We start from the raw sequence: 15,778 nt of genomic DNA on the forward strand, positions 1-15,778 counted from the left end.
GGTCGAGCAGGTCAGGAGCTGCCGAAGCCCTTGTCCAGCAAGTCGAACAGTTCGTCGGCGGTGGCCTCCTCGAGGTCACCGTCCTCGTCGGGCCCGCGCCTGCCGTCGTTCCAGTCGGCGAGGATCGCGGCGAGTCGGGCGCCGATCCGCTCTCGTTCGCGCCGGTCCGCCGACAAGGCGGAGAGCGCACCGGAGAGCCGATCGAGCTCGGCGTCCACGCTGGGAGCGGCCTCTTCGCCGACCAGTTCGCCCCGCAGGTACTCGGCGAGCGCCGACGGCGTCGGATAGTCGAAGACCAAGGTGGCGCTCAGTTTCAGCCCGGTGGCCACGTTGAGCCGGTTCCGCAGCTCGACCGAGGTCAGCGAGTCGAAACCGAGTTCCCGGAAGGACCGGTCGGGCTCCACGGAGGCCGAGTCGTGGTACCCGAGGACCAGTGCGGCCTGTTCCCGGACCACCTCGACGAGGGTTTCGTCCTGCTCTGCCGTGGTCAGCCCCGCGAGGCGCGCCCCGAGGGTCGCCGCGGTGTCGCCGGCGGACGAGACCGCCGCCCGGCGGGTCACCACCTTGACGAGGCTTCGCAGCAGCGGGGGTACTTCGTCCGCGGTCGCCTGGCCTGAGCCCAGGTCCAGCACGGTGGGAACCAGCAGCGCGTCGGCCCGGGCACGGGCCGCGTCGAACAACGCGAGCCCCTGCTCGGGACTCAGCGCGCCACTGCCCGAGCGGGAAACCCTGGCCCGGTCGGCGGAGCTGAGTGTCCCGCCCATGCCGCCGTTCTCCTGGTCCCACAACCCCCACGCCAGCGAGAGTCCAGGCAAACCGTCCGCCCGACGATGAGCCGCGAGAGCGTCCAAGAAGACATTCGCCGCCGAATAGTTCGCCTGACCCGGGTTGCCGAACACCCCCGACGCCGACGAGAACATCACGAACTCGGCCAGATCAAGGTTCTTCGTCAACTCGTGCAGGTTCCACGCCGCGTCCGCCTTCGGACGCAACACTCCGGCGACACGGTCAGGAGTCAGCGACTCCACCACGCCGTCGTCCAGCACCCCGGCGGTATGCACAACCGCCGTCAGATCCACAGTGGACAGAAGGTCGGCCAGCGCGTCCCGATCGGCCACGTCACACGCGGCCACCGACACCTCGGCACCCAGACCGGTCAACTCAGCGACCAACGCGTCCGCACCCGGGGCCGCCGCACCACGACGACTGACCAGCAGCAACTTCCGCGCTCCCTGGCCGACCAGATGCCGCGCCACCAAAGCACCCAGATTCCCAGTGCCACCAGTGATCAGCACCGTTCCCTCGGCGTCAAGGGAACGCGGAACAGTCAAGACGACCTTGCCCACATGCTTCGCCTGCGACATGAACCGGAACGCCTCCGGCGCCTGCCGCACATCCCACACCCGGGAAGGCAACGGCGACAACACCCTGGCCTCGAACAAGGCCACCAGCTCGGCCAGCATCTCACCGATCCGCGCCGGACCGGCCTCCACCAGATCGAACGCCTGGTACCGGACCCCGGGGTACTCGGCCGCGACCTGCTCCGGCTCCCGGACGTCGGTCTTTCCCATCTCCGCGAACCGGCCACCCCGCGGCAACAGCCTCAGCGATGCGTCGACGAACTCACCAGCCAACGCATCGAGCACCACGTCCACACCGCGACCCCCGGAGGCGGCAAGGAACTTCGCCTCGAAGTCAGTGTCCCGCGACGACGCCAGATGATCGTCCGCCACACCCAGCGCCCGAACAGCGTCCCACTTACCCGCACTAGCCGTCGCGAAGACCTCGACACCCCAATGCCGCGCCAACTGCACCGCGGCCATACCCACCCCACCGGCCGCGGCGTGAATCAACGCCGCCTCACCGGAACGGACGTCCATCAGATCACGCAGGGCATAGAACGCCGTGAGGAAGACGATCGGCACCGAGGCAGCATCCACAAAGGACCATCCGGCCGGAATCCTGGCCAGCATCCGGGAGTCCGTCACCGCCACCGGTCCGAACGCCCCCGACAGCAGCCCCAGCACCCGGTCTCCAGGGGCCAGATCCGTGACGCCGGAGCCGACCTCCAGCACCACCCCGGCACCCTCGATACCCATCAGACCCGCGTCACCGGGATACATGCCCAACGCGTTCAACACGTCACGGAAGTTCACCCCCGCGGCCCGCACCTCGACCCGGACGTCCAACTCCCCCAACGGTTCTCCGGCCTGCGGCCACGACAGCAGCGAAAGGTTCGACAACGTGCCCTTACCGACACTGTCCAATCGCCACAGCGCGTCGCCGGTCGGCGGCATCAGATCGGCCGACCGCGAAGCCCGGTCCAGCCGCGCGGCGAAGACGTCCCCACCACGCGCGACCAGCCGAGGTTCACCGGTGACCGCCAACGCGCGCTCCAGTGACCTCGGATCGTCGTCGACGTCGACCACGGATACCCGGTCCGGATGTTCGCTCTGCACGCTAAGGAGCAGGCCCCAGACCCCCGACGCCGCGAGGTCCAGCACGTCCTCGCCGGTACTCGCCGCGACCGCCCGGTGGGTGACGACGACCAGGCGCGAATCGTCGAAGGTCTTCTCCGACAACCATTCCTGGACGAGTGCCAGCACGGAAGAGGTCAGTTCGGTCGTGTCCCGGCCGTCGGCCGCGCAGTCCACGACCACGATCGGTGGCACGTCCGCGCGCACCGGCTTCAGGTCGAAGCCCGGCAACGTGCTCCACTCGGGTGCCGCGTCCGCGGGGGTGACCGGCTCCCACATCAGGTGGAACAGGTTGTTGCCGGTGTGATCGCCCGCGCTGGGCAACGACTCCTCGGACACCGCACGCAGCACCAGCGAGTCCACCGAGGCGATCGGCTGTCCCGTGCTGTCCGCCACCTCGATCGACAGCGAGTCCGCGCCGGTCTTGGTCAGCTTCACCCTGGCTTCGGTCGCGCCGACCGCGAACAGGGACACGCCCGACCACGCGAACGGGATACGCCCGCCCTCGGTCGCGTCCTCCCGCAGGGCCCACGCGTGGAGACCGGCGTCGAACAGTGCCGGATGCAGCCCGAAGCGCCCGGCCTCACCGGCCGCTTCGGGAGGCAACGCCACGTTCGCGAATACCTCGTCGTCCCGCACCCAGACGTCGCGCAGGCCCTGGAAGGTCGATCCGTAGACGAAACCTGCCTCCGCCAATCCTTCGTAGAGACCGGTGACCTCCACCCGTCGCGCTCCGGCAGGCGGCCACTCCGCCGACCCTGCGCCGGGTTCCCCGGGCTTCGCCGACAGCGATCCCGTGGCATGCCTGGTCCACACGCCGTCGGCGGCCGCGCCGTCGAACCGCGAATGGATCGAGAGCACGCGCCTGCCTTCGTCGTCCGCTTCCCCGACGACGACCTGCAGGTGCACCCCGTCCGACTCCGGCAGGACCAGCGGCGCCTGCAGGGTCAGCTCCTCGACGCGGCCGCACCCGGCCCGGTCGCCGGCGAAGACGGCGAGGTCCACCAGCGCGGTACCCGGCACCAGCGCCCGCCCCAGGATGACGTGGTCGGCGATCCAGCCGTGCGTCCGCAGGGACAGGCGCCCCGTCAGCACCATCCCGTCGCCGTCGGCCAGCTCCACGGCGGCTCCCAGCAACGGGTGGTCCTCGGCGGTGAGCCCGAGCAGCGCGGGTTCCGCCTTACCGCTGAAGGAGGTGGTCTCCAGCCAGAAGGGCGCGCGCTGGAAGGCGTAGGTCGGCAAGTCGACCTTCCTGGCACCGGTGCCCTCGAACACCGTCTCCCAGTCCACTGTGGAGCCGTCGACGCACAATCCGGCCAACGCCGTGATCGCGCTCCGCGCTTCCGGCCGGTCGCCCCGGACCACGGACCGGAACACGGCGTCCGAATCGGGCAGGCAACCCTGTGCCATGGCGGTCAGCACGCCGTCCGGTCCCAGCTCGACGAACTTCGTCACGCCGTGCGCGGCGAGCGTCTCCACGCCGTTGAGGAAGCGGACGGCCTCCCGCACATGAGTGACCCAGTACGCGGGCGTGGCCTGTTCGCCGGTGACGGCACCGGACACATTGGACACGATCGGGATACGCGGCTCGTGGAAGGTCAGTCCGCTGAGGACCTTCTCCCAGTCCGCGAGCATCGGCTCCATCAGTGGCGAGTGGAAGGCGTGACTGACCGGCAGGCGCTTGGTCTTGCGCCCCTGCGCGGAGAACTCGTCCGCGATCCGCAGCACCGCGGCCACCTCACCCGAGATCACCACGGACCGCGGCCCGTTGACGGCGGCGAGGTCCACCGCACCCGCGGCGCTCTTCACCTGCACCAGCGCCTCGTCCTCGGTGGCCTCCAGGGCGACCATGGCGCCGATGCCCACCGGCAGCGCCTGCATCAGGCTGCCACGGGCCGCGACCAGCTCGCAGGCGTCGGCGAGGGAGAACACGCCGGCCACGTGCGCTGCGACGAGTTCGCCGAGCGAGTGGCCCAGCAGGAAGTCCGGCCGGATTCCCCAGGACTCCAGCAGCCGGAACAGCGCGGTCTCGACGGCGAACAAGCCTGCCTGCGTATAGACGGTCTGGTCCAGCAGCTCGGGCTCGCCGAACGCCACGTCCCGCAACGGCTTGTCCAGGTACCGGTCGAACTGGGCGCAAGCCGCGTCGAACGCCTCGGCGAACACGGGGAACTCGGCGCACAGCTCGCGTCCCATCCCGAGCCGCTGGGCGCCTTGACCGGTGAACAGGTAGGCCAGCTTCCCGCCGACCGAGGTGCCCTCCACCACCGAAGCGTCAGTGCCGCCCTCGGCCAAGCCGTGCAAGGCACGCGAAGCGGCGGACCGGTCCTCGGCGACGACGACGGCCCGGTGTTCCCACGACGCCCGCGAAGAGACGAGCGAGTACGCCAGGTCGAGCAGCGAGTCCGTGCCCTGTTCCATGGCCGCGGCCAGCCTGCCCGCCTGTGCCCGCACGGCCGCGGCCGACCTGCCCGTCACCACCAGCGGGAGGACGGAAGGAATCCTCGTGACCGGCGGCGAGGCGGCCGCCTCGGCGGGTGCCTGCTCCAGGATGGTGTGGGCGTTGGTCCCGCTGAACCCGAACGAGGACACCGCCGCCCGGCGGGGATGCCCGTTTTCCGCCCATTCGCGGGCTTCGGTGAGCAGTTCGACCGCACCCGCGGACCAGTCCACCTGCGCCGACGGTGCATCCACGTGCAGGGTCTTCGGCAGCACTCCGTGCCGCATCGCCATGACCATCTTGATCACGCCCGCCACCCCGGCAGCGGCCTGGGTGTGCCCGACGTTGGACTTGACCGACCCGAGCCACAACGGCTCCTCGCGGTCCTGCCCGTACGTCGCCAGCAAGGCCTGAGCCTCGATCGGGTCCCCCAACGAGGTCCCCGTACCGTGCGCCTCCACAACGTCCACTTCGGACGGTCGCAGCCCGGCGTCGGCCAGCGCCGCGCGGATCACTCGCTGCTGCGAAGGACCGTTCGGCGCCGTCAAGCCATTCGACGCGCCATCCTGGTTCACCGCGCTGCCCCGCACCACGGCCAGTACCTGATGTCCCTTGCGCCGCGCGTCCGACAGCCGCTCGACCAGGAGCATGCCGATGCCTTCGCCCCAGCCCGTACCGTCGGCGCCGTCGGCGAACGCCTTGCACCGGCCGTCGGCCGCCAGCCCGCGCTGGGCGCTGAACTCGACGAACGCGCCCGGGGTGGACATCACCGTGACCCCGCCGGCCAGCGCCATCTCGCATTCGCCGTTGCGCAGGGACTGCACGGCCCAGTGCAGGGCCACCAGCGAAGACGAACAGGCGGTGTCGACGGTGACCGCAGGGCCTTCCAGCCCGAAGGTGTAGGCGACGCGGCCGGACATCACGCTGGCCGAGTTGCCCGTGCCGAGGTGACCGTCGTGGCTGTCCTCGGCACCGGCCAGCACCACCAGGTAGTCCTGCCCGTTGGAACCGACGAACACGCCGGTCCGGCTGCCCCGCACGGACACCGGGTCGATCCCCGCGCGTTCGAAGGCCTCCCACGACGTCTCCAGCAAAAGCCGCTGCTGCGGGTCCATCGCCAGCGCTTCCCGCGGCGAGATGTCGAAGAACGCCGGATCGAAGTGCGCGGCCGTGTCGAGGAAGGCGCCGTCGCGGGTGTAGGTGGTGCCAGGGTTCTCCGGATCGGGGTGGTAGAGCGTCTCCAGATCCCAGCCGCGGTCCGCCGGGAAGTCACCGACGGCGTCCACCCCGTCCGCGACCAGCCGCCACAGCTGCTCCGGGTTCTCCACCGCGCCGGGGAACCGGCAGGCCATCCCGACGATCGCGATCGGCTCGCCGTCCACCATGACGGACCGCTCGGCGGCCTCCTCGGCCAAGCCGCCGATCAGCTCGTCGAGCAGATGTCCCGCGAGAGCAAGGGGGTTGGGGTAGTCGAAGACCAGCGTGGTCGGCAGGTCGAGCCCGACCGCCGGGACCATCCGGTTGCGCAGCTCCACCGCGGTCAGGGAGTCGAAACCCAATTCACGGAAGGCACGGTTCGGCTCGACGTCGTCCGGACCGGTGTACCCGAGCACGACGGCGGCCTCGGTACGCACCAGCTCCAGCAGGGTCGCCAGCTGCCCGGCGCGGTCCAGCCGGGCGAGTTCCTCCCGCAGTCCGGAGGTGGGGGTTTCGACCTGGATGCTCGCCGCTTCCGGCAGTTCGGTGAGGAGGGGGCTGGGCCGCCGGGAAGTGAACACCGGCGCGAACCGGGCCCAATCGACGTCAGCCACGGTGACCGTGGTGTCGTGCTGCGCGCCTTCCAGCGCCGCCAACGCTCGTTCCGGCGCCAAGGCACGCAGACCACGCTTCGCAAGTTGGTCACCTGCTTCACCCGCGGCCATTCCCGCTTCGGCCCACGGGCCCCACGCCACCGACAGACCCGGAAGCCCGTCGGCGCGGCGCTGCTCGATCAGCGCGTCCAGGAACGCGTTTCCGGCCGCGTAACCAGACTGGCCACCACTGCCCCACGTCGCCGCGATCGAGGAAAACACGATGAAGGCGTCAAGACCCTCGGTCAGCTCGTGCAGGTTGACCGCACCAGCGACCTTGCCCTCGACAACCGCACGGAACTCCTCCACCGAGCAGTCCGCCAGCGGCGTCGACTGCGCGACACCCGCCGCATGCACCACCACCGACAGATCCGTGAGCCCGCCAACGAGTTCGGCCACCGCCGCACGATCAGCCACATCACAGGCCGCCACAGTGACCTCGACACCCGCCTCGCGTAACTCCGCCGCGAGGTCTTCCGCCCCCGGCGATGCCGCTCCGCGGCGGCTGACCAGCACCAAATGCCCGACACCACGCTGAGCCAGCCACCGCGCGACCTGAGCACCCAACGCACCCGTGCCACCGGTCACCAGAGCGGTGCCACTGAAAGCCCACGGTTCTTGACCGGCAGCCGCCGCTCGCACCAGACGGCGCGCGAACACGCCGGACGCCCGCACCGCCACCTGATCCTCGACACCGGTCAGCAGGTTCAGCACCCGGGCATCACCCGCAGCAGGCAGGTCGATCAACCCACCCCACACCTCGGGATGCTCCAACGCGGCGACCCGGCCCAAGCCCCATACCTGCGCCTGCTCCGGCGCCGACAACCGGTCATCACGACCGACCGACACCGCACCCCGCGTCACCGCCCACACCTTCGTACCCGTACCCGTCGCCGACTTGATCACCAGCAGCGTCGACTCGGCGTCCAAACAGGACACCACACCAGCGAAACGACCCGGCACCAACAACTCTGTCAACGCGGACTGCTCCGCGCTGTCGATGACGACAACCTCACCAAGACCAGCGAGCGCATCACCCTCGGCCAACGGCACCGGCGACAACACCAGCCACTCACCATCCGGCCGAGCCTCCGGCACCCGCACCGGAACCCACTCCGCCCGATACCGCCAACCCTCGACCACAGAAGACTCACGACGCCGTTGACGCCACGCCGAAAGCGACGACACGAAGCTACCCAGGGGCTGTCCGGCTTCGAGCGCCAGGGACTTCGACAGCGACTCCAGGTCCTCACGCTCCACCGCGTCCCAGAACGCCGCGTCGACCTCGTCCATCGGGGACGCGGGAGCGCTGCCCAGCTCCAGCCAGAAGCGGTCGCGCTGGAAGGCGTAGGTGGGCAGGTCCACCGGATTTCCGTTGACCAACGCGGTCCAGTCGACCGCGATACCGCGGGTGTGCAGCGCGCCGAGCGCCGTCATGGCGGTCCGGACCTCAGGCCGGTCACCGCGGAGCACCGGCACGAACAACGCCTCGGCATCGGGAAGACAGCCCTGCGCCAGCCCGCTCAACACACCGTCCGGGCCCAGTTCGAGGAAGGACGTCACACCCTCAGCAGCAAGAGCCTCCACACCGTCGGCAAAGCGCACGGCCTGACGAATGTGATCGAGCCAGTACTGCGGCGATGCAATGTCCGCGGCGAGCCCCCCGGACACAGTGGACACCACCGGGATCTGCGGTGCAGCGAACGTGATGCCCTCAAGAATTTGGGCGAATTCGGCGAGCATCGGCTCCATCAACGGCGAATGGAACGCATGACTCACCTCAAGACGCTTCGTCTTGCGCCCCTTGGACGCGAACTCCTCCGCAATCCGGGTAACCACCGACTCCGCGCCCGAAATCACCACCGAATTCGGGCCATTCACCGCCGCGATCCCAAACTCGGACGTCGGCGTGAACTCGTCCTCGGTCGCCTCGATCGCGACCATCCCCCCACCAGCGGGCAACGCCTGCATCAGGCGACCACGAGCCGACACCAGCTTGCCCGCGTCCTCCAGAGAGAACACCCCGGCGACGTGCGCAGCCGCGATCTCACCGATCGAATGGCCCAGCAGGAAATCGGGACGCACACCCCACGACTCGACAAGCCGATACAACGCAACCTCAAGAGCGAACAACGCCGGTTGCGCAAACTCGGTCCGACCAAGATCCCCTAGCGGCGGCAGGAACTCACACGCCGCATCAAAAGCCTCAGCGAAAACAGGGAACTCCGCATACAACTCAGCCCCCATACCCGCACGCTGAGAACCCTGACCCGCGAACAAGAACGCCAACCGCCCGCCGGAAACCGCCCCGGTGACCACGTCGGCCGAGGAGGTACCTGCCGCCAGTGCGGTGAGCGCGGTCAGCAGTTCGTCCCGATTCGCACCGAGGGCCACGGCGCGGTGTTCCAACGCCGACCGCGTCGTCGCCAGCGAGAAGGCCACGTCCGCGAGTTCCCTGTCCTCAAGGGACAGCAACCGCGCGGCCTGCCCTCGCAAGGCCGCGGCGGTCTTGCCGGACAGCACGAACGGCACCACCGAGGGCAGCCGCGGGGCGGCGGCGGGCTCGGCGACCGGGGCCTGTTCGAGGATCGTGTGCGCGTTCGTCCCGCTGATCCCGAAGGAGGAGACACCCGCCCGCCGGGGACGTCCGGTGTCCGGCCACGCGCGGGCGTCCGTGAGCAGTTCCACCGCACCGGCGGACCAGTCCACCTGCGTCGACGGCGCGTCCACGTGCAGCGTCTTGGGCAGGACACCGTGGCGCAGGGCCATGACCATCTTGATCACCCCGGCCATCCCCGCCGCGGCCTGGGTGTGCCCGAGGTTGGACTTGACCGCCCCGAGCCACAACGACTCTTCCCGGTCCTGCCCGTAGGTCGCCAGCAACGCCTGTGCCTCGATCGGGTCACCCAGCGCGGTCCCGGTGCCGTGTGCCTCGACAGCGTCCACTTCGGACGGTTCCAGCCCGGCACTCGCGAGGGCGGCGCGGATCACCCGCTGCTGCGACGGGCCGTTGGGCGCGGTCAGCCCGTTCGAGGCGCCGTCGGAGTTGATGGCACTGCCGCGGATCACGGCCAGCACCCGGTGGCCGCGGCGCTGAGCGTCCGACAGCCGCTCGACGAGCAGCATGCCCGCGCCTTCACCCCATCCGGTGCCATCGGCGGCGTCGGCGAACGGCTTGCAGCGGCCGTCCGCCGCGAGCCCGCCCTGTGCGCCGAACTCCTCGAACGCGTTCGGGGTGGACATGATGGTGACCCCACCCACCAACGCGAGTTCGCATTCGTCCTTGTGGAGTGCCTGTGCGGCCAGATGCAGTGCCACCAGCGAAGAGGAACAAGCCGTGTCGACGGTGATCGCCGGGCCTCCCAGCCCGAAGCTGTACGCGATCCGCCCGGACGCGACGCTCGGCGTGGTGCCGGTCAGCACGTGACCCTGCACTCCGTCGGGCGCCTCGGCACCCACCGCGTAGCCCTGTGCCGCGGCGCCCACGAACACACCGGTCTGGCTACCCCGGACCTGGGCCGGGGTGATCCCGGCACGCTCGAACGCCTCCCACGCGGTCTCCAGCAGCACTCGCTGCTGCGGATCCATCGCCAGCGCTTCCCGCGGCGAAATGCCGAACAGGCCGGGGTCGAACTGGGCGGCGTCGTAGAGGAAACCGCCTTGAGGCGCGTAGGACTCGTCCGCGATGGTGCTCCAGCCGCGGTCCGCGGGGAATCCGCCGACCGCGTCGGTCTCGGCGGTCAGCAGCTCCCAGAGGTCTTCCGGCGAAGCCACCCCGCCGGGGAAACGGCAACCGATGCCGATGATGGCGATCGGCTCGTCGTCCGCCTTCACCCTGGTCGGCGCCGCTCGTTCGGCCGGGGTCGAACCGGCCAGCTCATCGAGCAGGAACCGCGCCAGCACGGCGGGCGCGGGGTGGTCGAAGACCGCCGTCGCCGGCAGCCGCACCCCGGTGACGGCCTTGAGCCGGTTGCGGAGGTCGACGCCGGTGAGCGAATCGAAACCCAGCTCGCGGAACGCGCGATCGGCTTCGATCGCCTCGGCTGAGCGGTAACCGAGGACCGCGGCGGCTTCGGTGCGGACGAGGTCGAGCAGCACGCGTTCGGCGTCGGCCCCGGACAGCGCGGCGAGCCGTTGCCGCAGGGTCGCGTCGCCGAGTCCGGTGCCTGCCACGGCCTTGCCACGTCCCGGCCGGATACCGGCCAGGCCGTGCAGCAACCGCGGGACCTCGGTCTTCGCGCCGCGCAGGCCGTCGGTCTGGAGCCGGATCGGGACCAGCAGCGGTTCGTCCGCGGCCAGTGCGGCGTCGAACAGCTCAAGCCCTTCGGCTTCGCTCAGGCCCTCGACGCCGTCACGGCTGAGCCGCGCTACGTCGGCTTCGCCGAGATGCCCGGTGATGCCACCGAGTCGCGACCAGAGGCCCCACGCCAGTGAGGTGGCCGGGAGCCCGGCAGCGCGCCGCCGATGGGCCAGCGCGTCCAGGAAGACGTTGGCGGCGGCGTAGCCCGCTTGTCCGGCGGCGCCGAAGACCCCCGCGGCTCCCGAAAACACTACGAACAGGGCGAGGTCGTGGTCACGGGTCAGTTCGTCGAGGTATACCGCGGAGTCCACTTTGGACCGCAGGGTGGCGCTGACGCGCTCCGGGGTCAGCGTGTCGACGAGGCCGTCGTCCAGCGCGCCCGCGGTGTGCACGACACCGGTCAGCGGCCGGTCCAGGCCGCGCAGGACGGCGGCGAGCTGGTCGCGGTCGGCGACGTCGCAAGCGGTCACCTCGACCTCGGCGCCGAGTCCGGTCAGTTCGTCGGCCAGCTCGCTCGCTCCGTCGGCGGCGGGCCCGCGTCGGCTGAGCAGGAGCAGGTGACGCACGCCGTGTTCGGTGACGAGGTGCCGTGCCACCAGTCCGCCCAGGTTGCCGGTACCGCCGGTGATCAGCACGGTGCCGTCCCCGCCGACTCCCTCCGGCACTTCGCCCTGGACGACACGTGTCAGCCGCGGCACGAGCACTACGCCGTCCCGCACGGCCAGCTCGGGCTCACCGGTGGACAGCGCAGCGGCCAGCAAGCCGAGATCGGCGGGATCGGTGACATCGGCCAGCGCGAAACGGCCGGGGTTCTCCGAACGTGCGGAGCGCACCAAGCCCCAGACCGCCGCCGAAGCGGCGTCCGGCACGTCCTCACCGGGGGCCGCGGCGATCGCGCCCTTGGTCACGAAGACCAGCCGCGAGCCCGCGAACCGCTCCTGCGTCAGCCAGTCCTGCACCACCGCGAGTGCCTTATGGACAGTCCGATGTGGATCACCATCAACACCTTCACAGTGCAGAAGGACGGTGTCCGGCACGGGCTCGCCGTCGGCCAGTTCCGCGTACTCCGGCAGTGCGCTGAATTCGGCGTCGGGCAGCGGGAGGGTTTCCCAGGCGACCCGGAACAGGTTCTTCGACCGCCCGGCGCCCGTCGCCGACGCGGGCCGCAGTGCCAGTGACTCCACTGAGGCGACGGGATTTCCGGCGCCGTCGGCGGCCAGGAGCGACACGCTGTCACCCGCGTGCCGGGTCAGCCGGATCCGCAGCGCCGGTGCGCCGGTCGCGTGGAGGGACACGCCGCTCCAGGAGAACGGCAGGTACGCCCCGCCACCGCCGAACGACACCGCGCCCAGTGCGTGGAGACCGGCGTCGAGCAGCGCGGGATGCAGTCCGAAGTCACCCGCGCCGGCGTGCTCCTCACGCGGCAACTCGACCTCGGCGAACACCTCGTCCCCGCGCTCCCACACCGCACGCAGGCCACGGAAGACCGGACCGTACTCGAGTCCGACACTCGCGAGTCCGGCGTACAGGCCGTCGATGTCGACCGGTTCGGCCTTCGCGGGCGGCCAGGTGCGCAGGCCCTCGGCCGTGCCCGGGTCCGGCGAGAGGGCGCCCGAAGCGTGCCGCGTCCACGGCATCCCCTCTTCTTCCCGGGAGTAGAAGACCAGGCCACGCGTCCCCGCCTCGTCGGCCGCGCCGACCACGAGTTGCACCTGGACTCCGCCGGTCGCGGGCAGTACCAACGGCACCTCGACCGTCAGCTCCTCGACCCTGGCGCAGCCCACGCGGTCACCCGCCTGTACCGCCAGTTCCACGAAAGCGGTACCCGGCAGGAATACCCGTCCCAGCACCACGTGCTCGCCCAGCCAGGGGTGGGTGCTCAGCGAAAGCCGACCGGTGAGCAGGACCTCGTCGCCCCCGGCCACTTCGACCACGGCACGGAGCAACGGGTGCTGTCCCATGGCGCCGAGCCCGGCCCCGGCGACGTCGCCGTGCAGCGCGGGCGAACTCGTCGGCCAGTAGCGTTCGTGCTGGAACGGGTAGGTGGGCAGGTCTTCGGGAACGGTCCCGGCCTTGCCAAGAAGCGTGTGCCAGTCGACGTCCGCGCCATGGCAGAACGCCTCCCCCGCGGAGAGCAGGAATCGCTCTAGTCCGCCTTCGTCGCGGCGTAGTGTGCCGACCACGGGAACGTCGACGGTGTCCTCGATCGCCATCGTCAACACCGGATGAGCACTGACCTCGACGAACATCTGCTGACCTTCGCTGGCCAGCTGCTCTACCGCATCAGCGAACTGCACTGTCTGGCGCAGGTTCCGATACCAGTAGCCACCCGTCAGTTCCGTGGTGTCCAACCATCGGGAGTCCACTGTGGAATAGAACGGAACATCGCCAGTCTGCGGCGTCACTGGCGCGAGCAACTCCGCGAGCTGCGTTTCGATCCGTTCGACATGGGCGGAATGGGACGCGTAATCCACCGCCACCAAACGGGCCCGGATACCCTCGGCCTCATAATGGGCCTTCGTCGCGGCCAACGCCTCGGGGTCGCCCGAGAGCACTACGGCGTTCGGGCCGTTCACCGCGGCGATCGACACACCTTCGCCGACCTCGGTCACCGGCGCGGCCACCGACAACATTCCGCCCAGACCAGCCAACTCCGCGGCGATGGCCTGGCTGCGCAAGGCCACCACCCGAGCCCCGTCCTCCAGGCTCAAACCACCAGCCACCACCGCCGCGGCGATCTCACCCTGAGAATGGCCGACCACCGCCGAGGGAATCACGCCGAGCGAACGCCACACCTCAGCCAGCGACACCATCACCGACCACAACACCGGCTGAACAACATCAACCCGGCCCAACGCAGCCTCGTCGTCCAGCACGTCAAACAACGACCAGTCCACAAAGGACCGCAAAGCGCTGTCACATTCCGCCATGCGTGACGCGAAAACCGGGCTCTCTTCCAAGAGAGCCGACGCCATGCCCAGCCACTGCGAACCCTGACCGGGGAACACGAACACGACGCGCTCAACAGCCGAACCAGAACCCCGCACCACACCGGCAGGCTGCTCACCCGCAGCCAACGCGGCAGCCAGACCGGCTTGATCCTCGCCGACGAGCACCGCACGGTGCCCGAACACCGAGCGACCCGCGAGCCCCGCAGCCACGCCCGCAACCTCACGGTCGGCGGCGAAGCCGGCGAGCCGGGCGGCGGTCTCGGTCAGCGCGTCCGCCGACTTCGCCGACAACACCCAGGGCGCCACCGGCGCGGGCACCGTGTCGACGGGTTCGGCCGCCGGAGCCTCTTCGACCACCACATGCGCGTTGGTCCCGCTCATGCCGAACGCGGACACCCCTGCCCGGCGGGGAGTGGCGCCCGCCGGCCAGTCCTGAACCTCGGTCAGCAGCTCGACCGCACCCGCTGTCCAGTCCACATGGGACGAGGGCTGGTCGGCGTGCAGTGTCTTCGGCAGTTTTTCGTGCCGCAGGGCCATGACCATCTTGATCACGCCCGCGACACCCGCGGCCGCCTGTGTGTGTCCCAGGTTCGACTTCACCGAACCGAGCCACAGCGGCCGCTCCCGGTCCTGGCCGTAAGTCGCCAGCAACGCCTGTGCCTCGATCGGATCACCGAGCGCGGTACCCGTACCGTGCGCCTCCACAGCGTCCACATCGGACGGTGAGAGCCCAGCGCTGGCCAACGCCGCGCGGATCACCCGCTGCTGCGAAGGACCATTCGGCGCCGTCAAACCATTCGACGCACCGTCCTGGTTCACCGCGGAACCACGCACCACCGCCAGCACCCGATGCCCGAGCCGCCGCGCGTCCGACAACCGCTCGACCAACAGCACGCCGACGCCTTCGCCCCAGCCCGTACCGTCCGCGCCCTCGGCGAACGCCTTGCACCGGCCGTCGGCGGCCAGCCCGCCTTGGGCGGAGAATTCCAGGAACGCGCCGGGCGTGGACATGATCATCACGCCGCCCGCCAGCGCCATCGTGCACTCGCGGCGGCGCAGGGCCTGCACGGCGAGGTGGATCGCGACCAGCGAGGATGAGCAGGCGGTGTCGACCGTGACCGCGGGGCCCTCCAGGCCGAAGGTGTACGAAAGCCGCCCGGACACCACGGCGGCGGCGTTGCCAGTGAGCAGGTGGCCCTCGGTGTCTTCGGCGGAGGCGCGCAGGACCGCGGCGTAGTCCTGGCTGCTCGTGCCCATGAACACACCGATCCGCGCGCCCGACACCGCGTCGGGGGCGATGCCCGCGCGCTCGAAGGCCTCCCACGAGGTCTCCAGCAACAGTCGCTGCTGCGGGTCCATCGCGAGCGCTTCACGCGGGGAAATACCGAAGAACGCGGGATCGAACCCGGAGGCGTCGTCGACGAACCCGCCGAGCCGGGCGAACTCCGGCTGGTCGAGCTCCCAGGCGCGGTCGTCGGGGAAGCCGCCGACCGCGTCGGTGCCCGCCAGCACCAGGTCCCACAGCTCCTCCGGCGTGCGGACCCCGCCGGGGTACCGGCAGCCCATGCCGACGATGGCGATCGGCTCCTGCTCGGCCACTTCCCGTTCGCGCAGGCGCCTGCGCGTTTGATGCAGGTCAGTGGTGGTCAACTTGAGATACTCGCGAAGTTTGTCTTCACTGGCCAATCTGAGCCACCTCGATCACCGCAGACCACGAATACACCCTTGACCGGCACGATCGATCGCGGTGCCGGGAACCA

General features: G+C 70.1%; 1 protein-coding gene. It reads right to left on the bottom strand.

Annotated features, from left to right (window positions below; genetic code table 11):
• Window positions 1-11: 11 nt before the first annotated feature.
• On the bottom strand, window positions 12-15,704 hold the full coding sequence (locus tag SD37_RS26645; protein ID WP_065912991.1) for a type I polyketide synthase: 15,693 nt from the start codon (window positions 15,702-15,704) through the stop codon (window positions 12-14).
• Window positions 15,705-15,778 lie beyond the last annotated feature (74 nt).

The organism is Amycolatopsis orientalis (assembly GCF_000943515.2).
GTDB lineage: Bacteria > Actinomycetota > Actinomycetes > Mycobacteriales > Pseudonocardiaceae > Amycolatopsis > Amycolatopsis orientalis.